This is a genomic window from Citrobacter sp. RHBSTW-00944 (assembly GCF_013615435.1).
GTDB lineage: Bacteria > Pseudomonadota > Gammaproteobacteria > Enterobacterales > Enterobacteriaceae > Citrobacter > Citrobacter braakii.
In genome coordinates this window covers 3,312,741-3,331,592 of record NZ_CP055418.1, presented here as the reverse complement: position 1 = coordinate 3,331,592, position 18,852 = coordinate 3,312,741, and the positions used below count along the sequence as shown (strand labels likewise).

General features: G+C 54.0%; 16 protein-coding genes. 9 read left to right on the top strand and 7 right to left on the bottom strand.

Features of this window, described 5'->3' with window-relative positions:
* Positions 1 to 152: 152 nt before the first annotated feature.
* From HV334_RS16075 to HV334_RS16065, 3 genes are all read right to left on the bottom strand, one after another.
* Positions 153 to 968: a Cof-type HAD-IIB family hydrolase gene (locus HV334_RS16075; protein WP_047501243.1), complete on the bottom strand. Its 816-nt coding sequence runs from the start codon at positions 966 to 968 to the stop codon at positions 153 to 155.
* Positions 969 to 1,089: 121 nt separating this feature from the next.
* Positions 1,090 to 3,522 carry a glycyl radical protein gene (locus HV334_RS16070; protein ID WP_049040697.1) on the bottom strand — a complete coding sequence of 811 codons (2,433 nt, stop codon included), beginning with the start codon at positions 3,520 to 3,522 and terminating at the stop codon, positions 1,090 to 1,092.
* A 5-nt stretch (positions 3,523 to 3,527) separates the two neighbouring features.
* Positions 3,528 to 4,427, bottom strand: coding sequence for a glycyl-radical enzyme activating protein (locus HV334_RS16065; protein WP_016152383.1), 900 nt, complete (start codon positions 4,425 to 4,427; stop codon positions 3,528 to 3,530).
* A gap of 132 nt (positions 4,428 to 4,559) precedes the next feature.
* On the opposite strand from HV334_RS16065, the gene fsa reads away from it, so the two are divergent.
* The gene (gene fsa, locus HV334_RS16060) at positions 4,560 to 5,222 is read left to right on the top strand and encodes a fructose-6-phosphate aldolase (protein WP_019076360.1); all 663 of its coding nucleotides are present in this window, start codon (positions 4,560 to 4,562) and stop codon (positions 5,220 to 5,222) included.
* Between the two features lie 119 nt (positions 5,223 to 5,341).
* On the opposite strand, the gene moeB is transcribed toward fsa, so the two are convergent.
* Together moeB and moeA are read right to left on the bottom strand one after the other, a co-directional pair.
* The gene (gene moeB / locus HV334_RS16055) at positions 5,342 to 6,091 is read right to left on the bottom strand and encodes a molybdopterin-synthase adenylyltransferase MoeB (protein ID WP_181220621.1); all 750 of its coding nucleotides are present in this window, start codon (positions 6,089 to 6,091) and stop codon (positions 5,342 to 5,344) included.
* Complete coding sequence (moeA, locus tag HV334_RS16050) at positions 6,091 to 7,326, bottom strand: molybdopterin molybdotransferase MoeA (RefSeq protein WP_181220620.1); 1,236 nt, start codon at positions 7,324 to 7,326, stop codon at positions 6,091 to 6,093. The genes moeB and moeA overlap by 1 nt, the downstream gene beginning before the upstream one ends.
* A gap of 176 nt (positions 7,327 to 7,502) precedes the next feature.
* Between moeA and HV334_RS16045 the strand changes: the two genes are divergently transcribed.
* The 6 genes from HV334_RS16045 (at position 7,503) to gsiD (ending at position 14,755) form a co-directional block, all read left to right on the top strand.
* Complete coding sequence (locus HV334_RS16045) at positions 7,503 to 8,291, top strand: aminoglycoside adenylyltransferase family protein (protein ID WP_181220619.1); 789 nt, start codon at positions 7,503 to 7,505, stop codon at positions 8,289 to 8,291.
* Positions 8,292 to 8,483: 192 nt separating this feature from the next.
* Positions 8,484 to 9,449 carry a beta-aspartyl-peptidase gene (iaaA, locus tag HV334_RS16040; protein ID WP_047501231.1) on the top strand — a complete coding sequence of 322 codons (966 nt, stop codon included), beginning with the start codon at positions 8,484 to 8,486 and terminating at the stop codon, positions 9,447 to 9,449.
* The gene (gene gsiA, locus HV334_RS16035; RefSeq protein ID WP_019076365.1) at positions 9,436 to 11,307 is read left to right on the top strand and encodes a glutathione ABC transporter ATP-binding protein GsiA; all 1,872 of its coding nucleotides are present in this window, start codon (positions 9,436 to 9,438) and stop codon (positions 11,305 to 11,307) included. Before iaaA ends, gsiA begins: the two co-directional genes overlap by 14 nt.
* A 28-nt stretch (positions 11,308 to 11,335) precedes the next feature.
* Positions 11,336 to 12,874 (top strand): glutathione ABC transporter substrate-binding protein GsiB, encoded by a 1,539-nt coding sequence (gsiB, locus tag HV334_RS16030; protein ID WP_046274653.1) that lies wholly within the window; start codon positions 11,336 to 11,338, stop codon positions 12,872 to 12,874.
* Between the two features lie 46 nt (positions 12,875 to 12,920).
* On the top strand, positions 12,921 to 13,841 hold the full coding sequence (gene gsiC / locus HV334_RS16025) for a glutathione ABC transporter permease GsiC (RefSeq protein ID WP_016152391.1): 921 nt from the start codon (positions 12,921 to 12,923) through the stop codon (positions 13,839 to 13,841).
* Positions 13,842 to 13,843: 2 nt separating this feature from the next.
* On the top strand, positions 13,844 to 14,755 hold the full coding sequence (gene gsiD / locus HV334_RS16020) for a glutathione ABC transporter permease GsiD (protein WP_047501226.1): 912 nt from the start codon (positions 13,844 to 13,846) through the stop codon (positions 14,753 to 14,755).
* Positions 14,756 to 14,812: 57 nt separating this feature from the next.
* Here the strand turns inward: gsiD and rimO are convergent, their stop codons facing one another.
* The gene (gene rimO, locus HV334_RS16015) at positions 14,813 to 16,138 is read right to left on the bottom strand and encodes a 30S ribosomal protein S12 methylthiotransferase RimO (protein ID WP_016152393.1); all 1,326 of its coding nucleotides are present in this window, start codon (positions 16,136 to 16,138) and stop codon (positions 14,813 to 14,815) included.
* Positions 16,139 to 16,368: 230 nt separating this feature from the next.
* Between rimO and bssR the strand changes: the two genes are divergently transcribed.
* Positions 16,369 to 16,752: a biofilm formation regulator BssR gene (gene bssR / locus HV334_RS16010; protein ID WP_181220618.1), complete on the top strand. Its 384-nt coding sequence runs from the start codon at positions 16,369 to 16,371 to the stop codon at positions 16,750 to 16,752.
* Positions 16,753 to 16,854: 102 nt separating this feature from the next.
* Positions 16,855 to 17,952 carry a PQQ-dependent sugar dehydrogenase gene (locus HV334_RS16005; protein WP_181220617.1) on the top strand — a complete coding sequence of 366 codons (1,098 nt, stop codon included), beginning with the start codon at positions 16,855 to 16,857 and terminating at the stop codon, positions 17,950 to 17,952.
* 5 nt (positions 17,953 to 17,957) lie between these two features.
* On the opposite strand, the gene HV334_RS16000 is transcribed toward HV334_RS16005, so the two are convergent.
* The gene (locus tag HV334_RS16000) at positions 17,958 to 18,584 is read right to left on the bottom strand and encodes a glutathione S-transferase family protein (RefSeq protein ID WP_016152396.1); all 627 of its coding nucleotides are present in this window, start codon (positions 18,582 to 18,584) and stop codon (positions 17,958 to 17,960) included.
* Positions 18,585 to 18,852 lie beyond the last annotated feature (268 nt).

The following is an 18,852-nucleotide window of genomic DNA, read 5'->3' as shown; positions in this document are numbered from 1 at the left end:
TCCACCTCGCATTAACTTTCATTCGAAACTCATTTGACTTACAGGTGATAATATAGGTTAAAATTTAGTTAACGCAAGTTTAAAATTTGATGGTGTGAGAAACATGAAAAAGCGTGGAAACCGGGGCAAGGGGATACCCCGGTTGGGCAGGATTAGCAATTAAAAGGGGAAGTGTTATCCAGCACCGCCTGAATCACGTTCAGCGCGCCCTGATGGTTATTGTCGTCGGTCTGATAGCGGGCAATCGATTTGATACTCTCTGCCGCGTTGGCCATGGCGAAAGAGTAGCGCGCCATTTTCAGCATTTCTGCGTCGTTGCCGCTATCGCCAATGGCGACCACATTTTGCGGGGACAGGTTCCAGCGCTTTAGCAGACGGCTGATTCCGTTGGCTTTATGCAAACCTGGAATGATCAGGTCGATAAACCCAAAGCCGCTGGTGACAGGCTTCATTATACCGTCAAGGGCAGAATGAAGGTGATCGATCACTAATGGGATTTGTTGGTCCGGTAAATTCAGCGAGAACTTGAACAGCACATCATCGATGTCCTGATAATCCTTCACGGGTTTCAGGCGATGGTAGTGTTTTGACATCAATGCGACAAAGGACTCGGGGGCATTTTCGCTAACGTAGGCGCTTTGCAGGCCGCAAGCCACAAAGTTGAGATGCGTATCTTTGAGCAGTTCGCCAATGACAATGCGGGATTCGTGGCGGGTCAGCTCACCGTGAAACAGCTGTTTGCCATGTTCAAAGACGAACGCCCCGTTCTCGGCAACAAAAGAGATCTCATCTTTGAGTTCCGGGAAAAAGGAGATCAGTTGGTAATACTGATTGCCGCTGGCCACGACAAATTCAATATCCCGTTTTTTTAGTTCCTGATACTGCGCCATAAAACGTGCAAGATCGTATTTTTTGGCGTCGTCGAGAAAAGTTCCGTCCATATCGGTGACGATAACTTTGATGGTCATACTTGCTCCTGGCTCATAACTGCGACCAGAAACATTTTAATAACAATGTGAGCTAAAGCACAAATTTATTTCATTCGAAAGAAGAATACCCGGCAAGCGAAATGCCGCCGGGTAAGGGGGATTACAGCATATGTTCAGTACGTGCGATGATATCGTCCTGCGCATCTGGAGACAGCGCGGTGAAGAAGGCCGAATAACCTGCTACACGGACCACCAGGTCACGATACTGATCCGGGTGCTTTTTGGCTTCCAGCAGCGTTTCACGGGAGACAATGTTGTACTGAATATGCCAGCCTTTGTGCTCTTCAAAGAAGGTACGCAGCAGGATCATCAGCTTTTGCTTATCGGATTCATTCTCCAGCGTGGCCGGGTTCAGCTTCTGGTTTAACAACACGCCGCCGAGGATTGAACCGGTCGGCAGTTTACCCACCGAGCCAATTACCGCTGTTGGGCCGAGATGGTCCGTTCCGGAAGCCGGGCTTGCGCCTTCTGCCAGCGGAGTGTGCGCTTTACGACCATCCGGCGTGGCCATCGTTGCCGCGCCAAACGGTACGTTTGCGGAGATCGATGAGGTACCCGCGTAGTAATTGCCGCCAACCGGGCCACGTCCGTAACGTGGATTATGATACTGTTTCAACTCATTGATATAGGTCTGATAAGCGCGGGCCAGCAGCGTATCAACGCTATCGTCATCGTTGCCGTATTTCGGTGCGCCGTTGATCAGCCGCTGGCGTAATTGTTCGTGGGTCAGACCGTCAAAATCGTCGGCCAGCGCGGCGGCCAGTTGCTGCTGACCGATAGCGCCTTGTTCAAAGACCAGTTTCTTCACCGCAGCCAGGCTGTTGCCGAGGTTGGCAATACCCACCTGCAAACCCGATACCCAGTCGTATTTCGCGCCGCCTTGCTTAATGCTTTTCGCGCGTTCAATACAGTCATCTACCAGCGCAGAGCACAGAATATCGTGTACGTTCTCTTCCAGCATGGTGTCGACAACATACTCAATTTCGATAGATTTACGCGTGTAGTAGCGAATCTGCGCATCCCAGGCATCCATCACTTCGTCGAAATTGTTGAAGTTACCAGCCGAGAGCGCTTTTTCCTGTGGCAGAAATACTTTACCGCTGGTGGCATCGCGACCACCTTCCAGCGCTGCCAGCATCACGCGGGCAAAGTTAATAAAGCTCATACCGGTACAGCGGTAGCCCCATTTGCCGCCAACGGCGGTTTCGATGCAACCAATGGCCGCATAGTCATAGGCGTCCTGCGGTTCAATGCCAAGCTTAATGAATTCAGGTATGACGATTTCGTCGTTATTAAAGGCAGGCATCCCGAAGCCGCAGCGGATCACCTGTACACAGGCATCCAGGAAATCATTACTCATCCCTGCATGATAACGCACGCTCAGGTTTGGCTGAGTAGAACGCAGGCGACCGCAGGATTCCAGAATAGCGTAGGAGAGCGGATTGACGGCATCCATTGCCTGACCGTTAACCAGGTTTTGGCCACCAATGGTCACGTTCTGATACAGCGGGCTACCCGCCGAGGCTTTCGAATGGGAGCCGGAGCGGATTTTGTTCACTTCCAACAGTTTCAGCCAGCAGCTGTGCAGCAGCTCAATGGCGTGCTCACGATCGAGGCTCTGGTTCAGTTCTACGTCACGACGGTAGAACGGATAGAGGTACTGATCCATGCGACCAAACGACACCGAGTGACCATTTGATTCAATTTGCAGGATCAACTGGATGAAATAGCACAACTGTAGCGCTTGCCAGAACGTTTTTGGCGGCTCATGGGCGATAACATCGCAGTTGTCCGCCATGGTCAGCAGTTCATCACGACGACTGGCGCGAGTTTCCGTGGCCGCCATTTTACGTGCCAGCGCGGCAAAGCGCTCAATGTGCAGACTGACGGCCTCCAGCACGATATCAATCGCTTTCAGAAACTGATCGCCATGGAGGTCTTCCAGACATGTCAGATTGATGCGGGAACGACGTTCATCAACTTTGTGGCGCAGGCCGTCGAGACCTTTTTCCAGCAGCAGCGGGAAGTTTACCGCCAGGTGTGCGTCACCGGAGGTCATGTTACCTTCGGCTTTGATAATGCCGGTTTCCAGCAGCCCTTTCTGCTCGTCCGTAAACATCCCGTAGCAGCGATCCTGCACGGTCTGACCACGCCACCATGGACACACCTCGTGCAACACGCGTTTGTTCTCTTCGCTTACCGCAAAGCCCGCGCCCGGTCTGTCGGCGAGGTCATCGATCTCTTTTTCAATCCACGACACGGTGTATTCCGGGAAGATTGGCGCGGCACGCACTTCGCTTGCCTGGTTACCAATGATCAGTTCGTCATGCTTGATCCAGATGGTGCGTTCCGCCAGATGATGGGCCAGCGCCAGTGCGCGGCGAACCGGAATAGGTTTATCCAGATGCTGTTGGTACATCTCGGTATAGTGCTGGGCGCGCTCGGTACAAACCGGCGGCTTCACGATGTGGATCAGGGCCGTTTTATGCGCTTTGATACGGTCGCTGAGTGTGTCCAGTTTCAGAGTGGTCATGGCGATTATCCTCGTAGGGTCGCGGTTAAACCTTTCAGGCTGGCGTACTGCTGGGCAAATTCGAGCAGCGCAGGCGCATCAAGCGGTTTATCCGGTGCGTTGTAGGGTTGACTGAGTAAGTGGTATTTGTTGATGCCCAGCGTGTGGTAGGGCAAAAAATGGATCTCATCGACGTGAAGCTCGTCGGCAGCAAAATCGGTAATGGCCTGAATAGCGGCTTCGTCAGCGTTGAACCCCTGAATCAGGGGGACGCGGATAACCATTTTTTTACCGGCGGCGGCCAGTTTTTTCAGATTTTCCAGTACGCGAGAGGCGCTGCCATCGGTCCACTGTTTAAACGGCGCGTCGGCGACATGTTTTAAATCGGCCAGGAACAGGTCGACGTCAGGTAATGACGGTTCAATATACTTCCACGGGACATGCAGACAGGTTTCAACCGCTGTATGAATACCTGCATCGTGGCTGGCTTTGAGCAGCGCTGCCGCCAGTTCTGGCTGCATAAAGGGTTCACCGCCAGACAGGGTGAGACCCCCGCCGCTGCGATCGTAAAACGGTTTATCACGCACTACGGTCGCCATGATGTCGTCCACGCTTTTTTCCTCTCCGCAGACGGTCAGCGCCTGGGTTGGACAGCAGTGGGTCAGCGCCGTGAGCGCATCATCGGTCAGTTTTTCGCGATGAATCAGCAATCCACTCAGCGCGCGTTCAATCACCTTCGGTGCGGCCTGAGCACAGAGATCGCAACCGTCGAGGCACAAACGCGCGTCATAGAGCAGATCCTGCGTGCGGGCGCGGCTTTCCGGATTCTGGCACCACCGACAGCCCAGGGAGCATCCCTTAAGGAACACCACAGTACGGATACCGGGACCATCATGTGTGGAATAGCGCTGGATATTGAAAATCATAAGCGGCCTCTTATCTTTCGTATAAAGATTAAATTACTTTCGAATGAAAGTTATATTGACGTACGTCAACTAACCGTGAGGTTTCGCCGTGCTACCTTTTATTCATGCTAATTATTCGTTTGAGGAAAGGTTATGGAACTCTATTTAGATACGTCTGACGTTGACGCGGTAAAAGCTCTGGCGCGGGTTTTTCCGCTGGCAGGGGTGACCACTAACCCAAGCATTGTGGCGGCAGGTAAGCAGACGCTGGACGTGTTACTGCCGCAACTGCAGGAAGCGATGGGAGGGCAAGGACGCCTGTTTGCTCAGGTAATGGCGACCACCGCCGAAGGCATGGTCAGTGATGCGCGTAAGCTGCGGGCAATCATTGCGGATATCGTGGTCAAAGTGCCGGTCACGGCAGAAGGTCTGACGGCCATTAAATTGCTGAAAGAAGAAGGGATCCCGACGTTGGGTACCGCGGTATACGGCGCTGCTCAAGGGCTATTAGCTGCGCTTGCGGGGGCCGAATACGTTGCGCCATACGTTAACCGTGTGGATGCGCAGGGGGGGGACGGCATTCAGACGGTGACCGATCTGCAGACTTTACTGAAAATGCATGCCCCGCACGCCAAAGTACTGGCCGCCAGTTTTAAAACGCCGCGTCAGGCGCTGGATTGCCTGCTGGCAGGCTGCGAGTCCATCACGCTGCCGCTGGATGTCGCTCAGCAGATGATTAGCTCTCCGGCCGTGGATGCTGCCGTAGCGAAGTTCGAGCACGACTGGCAGAGCGCATTTGGACGCACTTCTCTGTAAGTCTGTTTAGCCGGATGGCGGCTGACACCTTTTCCGGCCTACACAATGCGCTGTTGTAGGCCTGATTGGAGGCATTAGCATCGCCCTCTGGCAATAGTGTGGTGCCGACGATTTCTCTGCTAACTCCCGCAGACCTCACAGGTGGGATTGCGCATCAGCTTCATTTCGCGAAACTGGCAGGTCATGGCGTCGTACATGACGATTTTTCCTGACGCCGGTTTACCGTAGTTAGCCAGCAGCTTAATGGCTTCCATCGCCTGTAACGAGCCGATCACGCCGATCAGCGGGGCCATCACTCCGGCCTCTACGCAGGTCAGGGCGTTTTCACCGAACAGACGGCTCAGGCAACGGTAGCAGGGCTCTCCTTCCTGGTAGGTAAATACGGTAATTTGTCCTTCCATGCGAATTGCCGCACCGGAAACCAGCGGAATCCTGGCGGCGAAGCATCCGGCATTCAACTGATTGCGGATGCTGACATTATCCGTACAGTCCAGCACCAAATCGTGTTCGGCGATAAGTGCGTGAATCTCGCTCTCGTCCAGCAGGGCATTCACCGGCGTAATGGCGATATAAGGGTTAATCCGCGCCAGTGCGTCGCGGGCGGATAGCACTTTTGGCTGTCCAACGGTCGCATCGCTGTGCAGCGTCTGGCGCTGGAGGTTCGACACGGAGACCGTGTCAAAGTCGAGCAAGGTTAAATGCCCGACGCCAGCGCCTGCAAGGTACTGAGTTGCTGCGCATCCCAGTCCCCCCACACCAACGACCAGTACCCGCGCCTCCTTGAGCGCTTCCTGACCTTCGAAATCGAAGCCGCGCAGAATGATTTGCCGGTTATAGCGCATCATCTCCTGGTCGCTGAGTTCTGCCATTACAGGCCTCCAAACAGTGCGTTAAACGGCTCGACCTCAACCCATTCGCCGGATTCGACGTTACCGCGATCGCGCTCCAGCACGATAAAACAGTTACCCTGGCTAAAAGAGCTAAAAATATGCGAGCCCTGGTGCCCGGTAGTGGTGACTTCCAGTTCGCCTTCAGCGGTACGCTGCAATACGCCGCGCTGAAAATCCAGACGGCCAGGTGTTTTCTTCAGGCGTGAGGCGGTGCGCACACGCTGGCGAGGCGGCAGTCCACAGGCGGTGTTGCCGCTGAGTTTCGCCAGGAGCGGTTGTACCAGTTGATAAAAGGTGAGGGCCGCAGACACTGGATTACCCGGCAGACCGCAAAACCAGCTGTTGCTCAGTTTGCCAAACGCGAACGGTTTGCCCGGTTTGATAGCCAGCTTCCAGAAGGCAATTTCTCCCAGCTCTTCCAGAATAGTTTTAGTGTAATCCGCTTCGCCTACTGAAACGCCGCCGGAGCTGATGACGACATCGGCCTGGCTGTCGGCTTCAACAAACGCGGCACGCAGCGCGTTGGGATCGTCGCGAATAATCCCCAGGTTGATCACTTCGCAGCCCAACTGTTGCAGCATCAGGTGAACGGTCAGACGGTTAGTGTCATAAATCTGCCCGTCTCCCAGCGGCTGACCTGGCAACTGCAGTTCATCACCGGTGGAGAACAGCGCCACGCGGACTTTGCGTACAACGGGAGCATCGGCAACACCGAGCGAAGCCAGAACGGGAAGCTCGGCGGTTGTCAGGCGAGTCCCGGCGGGAAACACCACCGCGCCGTTTGCAATATCTTCACCGCGCAGACGAATATTTTCCCCGCGGCGGACTTCGGCGGTAAAACGCACCCCGTCGTCAGTTTGTTCCGTTTGCTCCTGCATCACCACCGCTTCACAACCAGCAGGCACTGGGGCGCCGGTCATAATACGGATGCAGGTTCCCGCAGGCCACTCGCCATGGAAAGGCTGACCGGCAAAGGCTTTACCCGCCACCGCAAGCGGCTGATCAGATTGTAAATCGGCTAATCGTACCGCATAGCCATCCATTGCCGAGTTATCGAATCCCGGTACATTAATGGGGGAGACAACGTCGGTGGCCAGAATGCGGCCAAAGCATTGAACCAGCGGCAGCGTTTCGACGGCGGTGAGCGGGGTAATACGCGAAAGCATCTGAGAGAGAGCCGTTTCAAGCGGCATCAGTCCGGCGGTAAATTCCATGAGAAGACTCCTGCGGGGCAAAATCGAATCTGCTCATTATGTCAGAAAATGGACGCGGGCAGTATGCTACCTCAGGCTTAGAATCAGATCTGGTAAAGGTTTTGTGCCAGGGATAGCGCTGCAGGAAGAATGCAGTATAGACTCAATATTTCCGCTCATTTTTCCCTGGGGGCTAAATGGCTAATATTATTCCAGACGCAATTCGACGACAGGTGGAGGCCGCCAGTGCGTGCATCCGTCAGATTTTCGCGGGGAATCTCATTGCCCTTCATTTGTATGGCTCTGCGGTTGAAGGCGGCTTAAAACCCCAAAGCGACATTGATTTATTGGTCACCCTGCGTGAACCAATAAATGCCCGACAAAGAAAAAAACTGATGCAGGATTTGCTGACCATTTCAGCGCCTCCCGGCACCTCCGGGCCATATCGTGCGTTGGAAGTGACCGTTGTTCTGCACTCGCAGATCGTGCCGTGGCGATTTCCACCGGCGAGAGAAATGCAGTTTGGCGAATGGCTGCGTGATGATATTCGCGCTGGCGTGTTTGAACCGGCAATGGTGGATCCTGATCTTTCTATTCTGCTAACCCAGGCCCGGCGCGCCAGCGTACCGCTGTTCGGTGAACCTGCTGAGACGTTATTTAACGTCATTCCGTTTAGCGATGTATTGCAAACATTTCGGCATATCCTTGAGATGTGGCAGAAACCGGCTGATTTAGAGGGGGACGAGCGTAATATCATCCTTGCTCTGGCACGTATCTGGTATAGCGTGGTTACGGGTAATATTGTCGTTAAAGATGAGGCCGCATCCTGGCTTCTGCCGCAATTACCCGCTGAGCATGCTGATTTGCTGCAAGCGGCGCGTGCGGAATATCTGGGGTTAACCAAACATAACTGGGCAGCGTGTATGCCGTCTGTAGAACGCTTTGTGTTTTATGCAAAAAAACAGATTACCGATCGGCTTGAATAATTTAGCACCAACGTCGAGAGATCTCCTTTCCGTTAAACACATCTGAATGACCTGATGAGACGGGGTGTGAGGTGCGGGCCTTTACCTTTACATGACGTCTGCATCTTTCTATATTCAAAAATCGAATCAATAAGTCACCGAAATTCTGATATTTATAACCCCCCGGTACCCGCCACCTAATGGACGAATAAAATGGGTAAAGCAGTCATTGCAATTCACGGCGGCGCAGGGGCTATCACCCGCGCGTTACTGAGCCAGGAGCAAGAATTGCGTTATATACAAGCGCTGTCGGATATCGTTGAAACCGGCCAACGGATGCTTGAAGACGGTCGTAGCGCACTGGATGTGGTTACCGAAGCTGTGCGTTTGTTGGAAGAGTGTCCGTTGTTTAATGCCGGAATTGGCGCGGTGTATACCCGTGATGAAACCCATGAACTGGACGCCTGTGTGATGGACGGTAATACGCTAAACGCGGGAGCCGTCGCCGGGGTTAGCCATCTGCGCAACCCGATTCTCGCGGCACGCCTGGTGATGGAACACAGCCCCCACGTCATGATGATAGGTGAAGGGGCTGAAAACTTTGCCATTGCGCAGGGGATGGAGCGCGTTTCGGCGGATATTTTCTCGACGCCAGAACGCTACGCTCAACTGCTGGCAGCGCAATCGGCGGGTGAAACGGTGCTGGATCATAGCGCGACCCCGCTGGATGAAAACAACAAAATGGGTACTGTGGGTGCGGTCGCGCTGGATATGTTTGGCAATCTGGCGGCGGCAACATCGACCGGCGGGATGACCAACAAATTACCGGGTCGGGTAGGTGACAGTCCGCTGGTTGGCGCAGGCTGTTATGCCAATAACGCAAGTGTGGCCGTTTCCTGCACCGGAACCGGTGAAGTCTTTATTCGTGCGCTGGCGGCGTATGACATTGCGGCGTTGATGGACTATGGCGGCCTGAGTTTATCGGAGGCGTGCGAACGCGTAGTAATGGAAAAATTACCGGCGCTCGGCGGTAGCGGCGGTTTAATTGCCGTCGATCACGAGGGCAACGTCGCCTTGCCGTTTAACAGCGAAGGCATGTACCGTGCCTGGGGATATGCAGGCGATACGCCAACCACCGGTATTTATCAGGAAAAAGGAGATACCGTTGCCACACAGTGATGAGCTTGACGCCAGCGACGTGCTGGCAGTCAGCAACCTGAACATTGCCTTTGAACAGGAGCAACAGCGCATCAGTGCGGTGCGTAATCTGTCATTTCGCCTGAAGCGTGGTGAAACGCTGGCGATAGTGGGTGAATCCGGTTCAGGAAAGTCGGTAACAGCCTTGTCGCTAATGCGTTTGATTGAACAGTCAGGCGGCGAGGTGAGCTGCGATGAAATGCTCCTTCGACGCCGTAACCGACAGGTTATTGAGCTGGGTGAACAGAGCGCGTCGCGGATGCGTCACGTGCGTGGCGCGGATATCGCCATGATCTTCCAGGAGCCCATGACATCGCTTAATCCGGTATTTACCGTGGGTGAGCAGATTGCTGAGTCAATCCGTTTGCATCAGGGGGCCAGCCACGAAGAGGCGATGGTGGAAGCGAAACGGATGCTCGACCAGGTGCGTATTCCTGAGGCGAAGGCTATTTTATCGCGTTATCCGCACCAGCTTTCTGGCGGCATGCGCCAGCGGGTAATGATCGCCATGGCGCTATCGTGTCGCCCTGCGGTTTTAATTGCCGATGAACCGACTACCGCGCTGGATGTCACTATTCAGGCACAAATCCTGCAACTGATAAAAGTGCTGCAGCAGGATATGTCGATGGGAGTGATCTTTATTACCCACGATATGGGCGTCGTGGCGGATATTGCCGATCGCGTGCTGGTGATGTATCAGGGCGAGGCGGTAGAAACCGGCAGCGTTGAGCAGATTTTTCACGCTCCCCAGCATCCTTACACCAAAGCGCTGCTGGCAGCCGTGCCGCAGCTTGGGGCGATGACCGGACAAGCGTACCCGCGCCGGTTTCCTCTCATTTCGTTACACGATCCCAGTCATGTAGAACCACAGACTGAACAGGATACCGTGGTTGAAGGCGAGCCTATTTTGCAGGTACGTAATCTGGTGACGCGTTTTCCGCTGCGCAGCGGCATTCTTAATCGGGTGACCCGCGAGGTGCATGCGGTGGAAAACGTTAGCTTTGACCTGTGGCCCGGAGAGACGCTCTCGCTGGTGGGGGAGTCAGGCTGCGGGAAATCCACCACCGGTCGGGCGCTGCTACGTCTGGTAGAGTCTCAACGCGGGGAGATTGTTTTCAACGGACAGCGTATCGATACCCTGGCCGCCAGTAAGCTACAGCCGCTGCGTCGGGATATTCAATTTATCTTCCAGGACCCCTATGCTTCGCTCGATCCGCGTCAGACCGTGGGATATTCCATTTTAGAACCGCTGCGGGTGCATGGGCTACTGCAAGGCGATGCGGCGGCAAAACGGGTTGCATGGCTGCTGGAACGCGTAGGATTGCTCCCTGAGCATGCCTGGCGCTATCCGCATGAGTTTTCCGGTGGTCAGCGTCAGCGTATCTGTATTGCCCGGGCGCTGGCGCTCAATCCCAAGGTGATTATTGCCGATGAGTCAGTCTCGGCGCTGGATGTCTCAATTCGCGGGCAAATTATCAACCTGTTGCTCGACCTCCAACGAGAAATGGGGATTGCGTACCTGTTTATTTCCCACGATATGGCGGTGGTGGAGCGGATCAGTCATCGGGTGGCGGTGATGTACCTTGGGCAAATCGTCGAGATCGGCACCCGACGCGCGGTGTTTGAAAATCCGCAGCATCCGTACACCCGCAAACTGATGGCGGCAGTCCCGGTCGCCGATCCCTCACATCACCGGCCCCAGCGCGTGCTGTTGTCGGATGATATCCCCAGTAATATCCGCAAACGCGGTGAAGAGATTTCCCCCGTTTCACTCCAGCAAGTTGGCCCGGGGCATTATGTTGCGCGTCCGCAACCAGAAAATGCGCTTTCGCGTTTATAACAGGCAGGCAGGGTTTAAGGAGAATAACATGACAAAAATTGTTGCTCGAAAATGGCTGGTTGCTGTGGGAGTGGCCTCTGCGCTGGCCGCCACACCTGGCTGGGCCGCCAAAGATGTAGTAGTGGCGGTAGGATCCAATTTCACCACCCTCGATCCCTACGACGCAAACGACACGTTGTCGCAGGCGGTAGCGAAGTCGTTTTACCAGGGGCTGTTTGGCCTTGATAAAGAGATGAAGCTGAAAAATGTGCTGGCGGAGAGTTATACGGTTTCTGATGATGGCCTGACTTATACCCTTAAGCTGCGACAGGGCGTGAAGTTTCAGGACGGCACCGACTTCAACGCCGATGCGGTTAAAGCTAACCTCGATCGGGCCAGCAACCCGGAAAACCATCTGAAACGCTACAACCTGTATAAGAATATCGATAAAACCGAGGTCGTCGATCCGTCGACGGTGAAGATAACGCTGAAGCAGCCGTTCTCTGCATTTATCAATATTCTGGCGCACCCGGCTACGGCGATGATCTCTCCCGCCGCGCTGGAGAAATACGGCAAGGAGATCGGTTTCCATCCCGTGGGGACCGGGCCGTATCAGCTTGAGACCTGGAATCAGACGGATTTTGTAAAGGTTAAGAAGTTCGCGGGTTACTGGCAGCAAGGGCTGCCAAAGCTGGATACGATTACCTGGCGTCCGGTGACCGACAACAACACGCGTGCGGCAATGCTGCAGACCGGGGAAGCGCAGTTTGCCTTCCCGATCCCTTACGAGCAGGCGGCGCTACTGGCGAAGAATAAAAACCTGGAACTGGTGGCCAGTCCGTCTATTATGCAGCGTTACATCAGCATGAACGTCACGCAAAAACCGTTCGATAACCCGAAGGTGCGTGAAGCGCTGAATTATGCCATCAACCGTCAGGCGCTGGTGAAAGTGGCGTTTGCCGGTTACGCGACGCCAGCAACCGGCGTTCTCCCTCCGTCGATCGCCTATGCGCAAAGCTATACGCCATGGCCATACGACCCGGCAAAAGCGCGCGAACTGCTGAAAGAAGCGGGTTATCCGAACGGTTTTACCACCACGCTATGGTCTTCTCATAACCATAGTACCGCGCAGAAAGTGCTGCAATTTACCCAGCAGCAACTGGCGCAGGTGGGCGTTAAGGCTCAGGTGACGGCGATGGATGCCGGTCAGCGCGCGGCGCAAGTTGAAGGTAAAGCGCAGAAAGAGAGCGGGGTACGCATGTTCTACACCGGCTGGTCTGCCTCTACGGGTGAAGCAGACTGGGCGCTGTCACCGCTGTTTGCATCTCAAAACTGGCCGCCAACGCTGTTTAATACGGCGTTCTACAGCAATAAGCAGGTGGACAGTGATTTAGCAGCAGCGTTGCAAACCAACGATCCGGCCCAGAAAGCGAAGCTGTACAAGGATGCGCAGGATATTATCTGGAAAGAGTCGCCGTGGATCCCACTGGTAGTGGAACAACTGATTTCGGCGCACAACACCAGATTGACCGGGTTCTGGATCATGCCGGATACCGGATTTAGCTTTGATGATGCGGATTTAAAATAAGCTATTCATCCGGCCCCGCCACACAGGGGCCGGCGAAGGGAGTGTGATGCTTAACTATGTTTTCAAGCGCCTGCTGGGGTTGATTCCAACTCTGTTGATTGTAGCGGTGCTGGTATTTTTATTTGTTCACCTGCTACCCGGCGATCCGGCCCGGCTGATTGCCGGACCGGAGGCTGATGCTGAGGTGATCGAACTGGTGCGCCAGCAGTTGGGTCTGGATCAGCCGCTGCATATTCAGTTCTGGCATTACATTACTAACGTGTTGCAAGGCGATTTTGGAACCTCAATGGTTTCTCGTCGCCCGGTCTCCGAAGAGATAGCCAGTCGTTTTATGCCATCGCTATGGCTGACCATTGCCAGCATGGCGTGGGCGGTGTTATTCGGCATGACGGCAGGGATTATTGCTGCTGTATGGCGCAATCGTTGGCCGGACAGATTGAGTATGACGCTCGCCGTCACCGGGATCTCTTTCCCAGCGTTTGCGCTCGGCATGCTGCTCATGCAGATATTCTCCGTTGAGCTTGGCTGGTTGCCCACCGTTGGCGCTGATACCTGGCGGCACTATATCCTCCCGTCTATTACCCTGGGTGCGGCGGTGGCTGCGGTGTTAGCCCGGTTTACCCGCGCTTCGTTTGTCGATGTGCTCAGTGAAGACTATATGCGTACCGCGCGGGCCAAAGGGGTGAGTGAAACCTGGGTGGTGTTAAAACATGGTTTGCGTAATGCGATGATCCCGGTGGTCACCATGATGGGGCTACAGTTTGGCTTTTTGCTTGGCGGCTCGATTGTAGTTGAGAAGGTGTTTAACTGGCCAGGGCTTGGGCGGCTGTTGGTGGACTCAGTCGAAATGCGCGACTACCCGGTGATTCAGGCCGAGGTGCTGTTGTTTTCTCTGGAGTTTATTCTTATTAACTTAGTGGTGGATGTGCTCTATGCCGCCATTAATCCGGCTATCAGGTACAAGTAAGGATGCGATTTTTTAACTGGCGCCGACAGGCGATTTTAAATGCGATGCCCCTTGTTAAGCCTGAGCAGATACGCACGCCGTGGCATGAATTCTGGCGTCGTTTCCGTCGCCAGCGCATGGCGATGTTAGCGGGGTTATTTGTCCTGCTGCTGATAATGGTGGCGATTTTTGCTCGCTGGTTAACGCCATTTGATGCCGAGAATTACTTCGATTATGACCGTCTGAATGACGGACCGTCGATGCTGCACTGGTTCGGCGTTGACTCGCTGGGGCGGGATATTTTTAGCCGTGTGCTGGTGGGGGCGCAAATCTCGCTGGCGGCGGGGGTCTTTGCCGTATTTATTGGCGCAGCGATTGGCACTGTGCTGGGTCTGCTGGCGGGATACTTCGAAGGCTGGTGGGATCGACTGATTATGCGTATCTGCGATGTGCTGTTTGCCTTTCCGGGTATTTTGCTGGCGATAGCCGTGGTCGCCGTGCTGGGCAGCGGCATTGCAAACGTGATTATTGCCGTGGCCATTTTCTCCATTCCGGCCTTCGCGCGGCTGGTGCGCGCAAATACGCTGGTGCTAAAGCAGCAGACCTTTATTGAATCCGCGCGCAGTATCGGCGCCAGCGATGCGACCATCATCTTCAACCATATCCTGCCGGGTACGGTTTCATCGATCGTGGTCTTTTTTACCATGCGAATTGGCACGTCGATTATCTCTGCCGCGAGCCTGTCATTTCTGGGATTGGGTGCGCAGCCGCCGACCCCGGAGTGGGGGGCAATGCTCAATGAAGCCCGCGCTGATATGGTGATCGCGCCGCACGTGGCGATTTTCCCGGCGGTGGCGATATTCCTGACGGTACTGGCGTTTAACTTACTGGGAGATGGTCTGCGCGACGCGCTGGACCCGAAAATTAAAGGATAAATCACAGGGCCGGATAAGGCGTAACGCTTATCCGGCCTACAGTTGGGTTGCGCTTATTTAAACGCGGGTGCCCCACAGATCGTATTCATCAGCGTTTTCGACCTTCACGCGGATGATATCGCCAGGTTTCACCTTGGTTTCGCCATTCAGGTATACCGCCCCGTCGATTTCCGGGGCGTCAGCCATGCTGCGGCCAATCGCGCCTTCTTCGTCAACTTCATCAACGATAACCAGAATTTCGCGGCCCACTTTCTCCTGCAAACGTTCAGCAGAGATTTGCTGTTGCAATTGCATAAAGCGGTTCCAGCGTTCCTCTTTCACCTCTTCCGGGATTTGGTCCGGCAGGTCATTGGCGCCAGCGCCTTCTACCGGGCTGTATTTAAAGCAGCCCACGCGGTCCAGACGCGCTTCCTTCAGGAAGTCGAGCAGCATCTGGAAGTCTTCTTCCGTTTCACCCGGGAAACCGACAATGAAGGTTGAGCGCAGCGTCAGTTCAGGGCAGATTTCACGCCACTGCTTGATGCGTGCCAGTTGTCTGTCCACGGAGCCTGGGCGTTTCATCAGCTTAAGAATACGCGGGCTGGCATGTTGCAGCGGGATGTCCAGATACGGCAGGATTTTCCCTTCCGCCATCAGTGGGATCACGTCATCAACGTGCGGGTAGGGATAGACGTAATGCAGACGAGTCCAGATCCCCAGTTTTGATAACTGCTCGCACAGATCAACCATGCTGGTTTTGACCGGCTCGCCGTTATGGAAACCGGTGCGATGCTTCACATCCACGCCGTACGCGGAAGTATCCTGAGAAATGACCAGTATCTCTTTTACGCCCGCATCCACCAGACGTTTGGCTTCGCTGAGGACGTCGCCAATCGGACGGCTCACCAGATCGCCACGCATCGACGGAATAATGCAGAACGTGCAGCGGTGGTTGCAGCCTTCAGAAATTTTCAGATAGGCATAATGACGCGGAGTGAGCTTGACGCCCTGTTCAGGAACCAGGCTCAGGAACGGGTTGTGCTTTGGTTTGGGCACATAGTGGTGAACGTGCTCCAGAACCTGTTCGTAGCTATGCGGTCCGGTGATTTCCAGCACCTTCGGGTGGACTTCACGGATCTGATCGACTTTCGCGCCCAGACAGCCGGTGACGATCACCTTGCCGTTTTCGTTCAGCGCTTCGCCGATTGCTTCCAGCGACTCCTGAACCGCGCTGTCGATAAAGCCACAGGTGTTAACGATAACCATATCCGCGTCGTCGTAGCTTGGCACAACGTCATAGCCTTCGGTACGAAGTTCGGTCAGGATGCGTTCAGAATCGACGAGGTTTTTCGGGCAGCCGAGGGAGACAAAGCCGATTTTCGGCTGGTGGGTTACATTGCTCATAGCGTAAAAATTGTTCAGTTATTGGAATATTCAGGGCACGGATTCTACAGAGTTCTGAATAAAAATTGTATCGCAATCTCATACCATCAGTCGCCACGCCCGGCGTGGAATTAAAGATTATTTGTAAATTGTGTTAATTTTCGGTGATGGATTGATCCTGGACACGACTTTGTTCAAAAAATGACCATACTATTAAGTTGCACCATAGTTGGAAAGAGGAGGAACAAAGTATGGTTGTTGACAGACTGAGAACCGATCTTCTCAACAAATTGATAAACGCCCGTGTCGAACTTGCCGCTTATCTGCTGTTGAGAAAAGCGAAAGGCTACATGTCAGTCAGCGAGAGCGATCGTCTGCGTGATAATTTTTTTGCACTGAATCGCGAATTGCACGAGCAATCACAGCTTCACGGTAGGCATCTTGATCAGGAAGAGTGGAATGCCCTTCATCGTGCTGAAGGGGCGTTAGCCGCCGCCGCTGTTTGTCTTATGAGTGGACATCACGATTGTCCAACTTTTATCGCCGTTAACGCAGAGAAACTGGAAAACTGCCTGACAACGCTGACGCTAAGTAACCAGTGTTTGGAATCTTATTCAACGCTGGAACACGTCTGAATCAGGGGGAGGGCGCTCCCCCTTTTCGTTAAGATTATGTAAATGTGGCGGGATAATTCCCCTTGCTGGCTACGCTTTATGCAGAGCCATTAAGGAGGTGTTATGCGTCGACTCTTTCTCTGTGCTGTCCCACTCGCGCTATTTTCCTCTTATGCCGCCGCGGTAGAGGTGGAAGTGCTGCAAACGAAACTCGATCATCCGTGGTCGCTGGCGTTTTTACCCGACAATCGCGGCATGCTCATTACGCTCAAAGGCGGCCAGCTTCGACTTTGGCAGTCAGGGAAGGGGCTTTCCGACCCGCTGACCGGCGTACCCAAAGTCTGGGCGAATGGTCAGGGGGGATTGCTTGATGTGGCATTAGCACCGGATTTTAAACAATCTCGCCGGGTGTGGCTTAGCTTTGCTGAAGCTGACAGTGAAGGTAACGCCGGGACAGCGGTTGGTTACGGACGACTGAGCGACGATCTCAAACATCTGCAAGGGTTCCAGACCATTTTTCGCCAACAGCCGAAGCTCTCCAGCGGAAACCATTTTGGCGGACGTATGGTTTTTGATGGCAACGGTTATCTGTTTATTGGCCTTGGTGTAAACAATCAACGTTCTACCGCACAGGATCTGGATAAGCTGCAGGGCAAGGTCGTACGACTGACCGATGAGGGAAAAATTCCGCCGGATAATCCGTTTGTGAAGAGGGCAGGAGCGCGGGCAGAGATTTGGTCATATGGTATCCGCAACCCGCAGGGGATGGCGATGAATCCCTGGAGCGATACGCTGTGGCTTAATGAGCATGGTCCACGCGGGGGCGATGAAATCAATATCCCCGAGAAAGGGAAAAACTACGGCTGGCCGCTTGCGACCTGGGGCGTTAACTACAGTGGTCTTAAAATTCCCGAAGCAAAAGGCCCAATTGTTGCTGGAACAGAGCAACCCATCTTTTACTGGGAAAAGTCACCGGCGGTCAGCGGAATGGCTTTTTATAATAGCGATACCTTCCCACAGTGGCGGCAGAAGTTATTTATTGGCGCGTTGAAAGATAAAGAAGTGATCGTGCTGAGCGTCAAAGGGAATGCCGTCACCGAAGAGGGTCGTCTGTTGCAGGAAAGGGGACAACGGATTCGTGATGTGCGCGTCGGACCAGACGGGTACTTATACGTACTAACCGACGAGTCCGACGGGGAATTACTGAAAGTGAGTCCCTGATTTAGTTAGCTGACCGGGATCATCACGACTTTTTGAAACGCCGGACGTTCGGTCAGTTGCTGATACCAGTGCTCCAGATGTGGGCGCGGGGTCCAGCTCAGGCCAACGTTGAACAGGTTATAGATAAACGGCGCAACGGCGATATCGGCAGTGCCAAATTCAGCCCCGGAGAACCATGGCTGGTCCGCCAGCGCGTTATCCAGAATAGCAAACAGGTTATCGCACACCTGACTACCCGCCTCGATTGCCGCCATATCGCGTTTCTCGGCAGGGGTTCTGACCAGGCCAAACAAGATAACCCGATGCGCAGGACTTAGCGTCTGGTTTGCCCAGTCCATCCATTTTTCACCGACGGCGCGCGCGGCCGGGGCGTCAATCCACAAACGCTTTTGTCCGTACTGAGCTGCCAGATAGCGGACAATGGTATTGGATTCCCACAGAACAACGTCCGTTTCATCATCACGTAGCAGCGGGACCAGTCCGTTCGGGTTGAGTGCCAGATAGTCGGCATCGCGGTTACCGCCATGCTGTCCGCCCGCCAGAATTTGGTTATACGGCAGTTCCAGTTCCTCGAGCGTCCACAATACTTTTTTTACGTTGGTCGAGTTATTGCGACCCCACAGTGTAATCATAGTAACCCCGCAAATTAATTGAGCAGCTTTATGGCTGCAGATGCCATCTGACTAGCCCACATGGTGGGGTAAACCTAATATTTACGCAACAAAGTCTAAAAAAATCGTGCCAGGAGCAGCGCAGCGCGGTGTTATTGCATAAACTTTAAAAACTTTACCAACTTACGGTTTCTTTAAGCTCGTTAGTGCGTTATTACTCACCGCACTTATTTTACACGTCATCCATCAGACCTTTTCTGCATGGGTTGGCCAGGGTCGCTTGGCTGGT

Excerpts from the sequence above, each read along its gene's own strand:
- rimO (WP_016152393.1), bottom strand. The coding sequence starts at position 16,138 with ATGAGCAATGTAACCCACCAGCCGAAAATCGGCTTTGTCTCCCTCGGC.
- fsa (WP_019076360.1), top strand. The coding sequence starts at position 4,560 with ATGGAACTCTATTTAGATACGTCTGACGTTGACGCGGTAAAAGCTCTG.
- HV334_RS16000 (WP_016152396.1), bottom strand. The coding sequence starts at position 18,584 with ATGATTACACTGTGGGGTCGCAATAACTCGACCAACGTAAAAAAAGTA.
- HV334_RS16070 (WP_049040697.1), bottom strand. The coding sequence starts at position 3,522 with ATGACCACTCTGAAACTGGACACACTCAGCGACCGTATCAAAGCGCAT.
- gsiB (WP_046274653.1), top strand. The coding sequence starts at position 11,336 with ATGACAAAAATTGTTGCTCGAAAATGGCTGGTTGCTGTGGGAGTGGCC.
- moeA (WP_181220620.1), bottom strand. The coding sequence starts at position 7,326 with ATGGAATTTACCGCCGGACTGATGCCGCTTGAAACGGCTCTCTCTCAG.
- HV334_RS16005 (WP_181220617.1), top strand. The coding sequence starts at position 16,855 with ATGCGTCGACTCTTTCTCTGTGCTGTCCCACTCGCGCTATTTTCCTCT.
- gsiC (WP_016152391.1), top strand. The coding sequence starts at position 12,921 with ATGCTTAACTATGTTTTCAAGCGCCTGCTGGGGTTGATTCCAACTCTG.
- moeB (WP_181220621.1), bottom strand. The coding sequence starts at position 6,091 with ATGGCAGAACTCAGCGACCAGGAGATGATGCGCTATAACCGGCAAATC.
- iaaA (WP_047501231.1), top strand. The coding sequence starts at position 8,484 with ATGGGTAAAGCAGTCATTGCAATTCACGGCGGCGCAGGGGCTATCACC.
- bssR (WP_181220618.1), top strand. The coding sequence starts at position 16,369 with ATGGTTGTTGACAGACTGAGAACCGATCTTCTCAACAAATTGATAAAC.
- HV334_RS16045 (WP_181220619.1), top strand. The coding sequence starts at position 7,503 with ATGGCTAATATTATTCCAGACGCAATTCGACGACAGGTGGAGGCCGCC.
- gsiD (WP_047501226.1), top strand. The coding sequence starts at position 13,844 with ATGCGATTTTTTAACTGGCGCCGACAGGCGATTTTAAATGCGATGCCC.
- HV334_RS16075 (WP_047501243.1), bottom strand. The coding sequence starts at position 968 with ATGACCATCAAAGTTATCGTCACCGATATGGACGGAACTTTTCTCGAC.
- HV334_RS16065 (WP_016152383.1), bottom strand. The coding sequence starts at position 4,427 with ATGATTTTCAATATCCAGCGCTATTCCACACATGATGGTCCCGGTATC.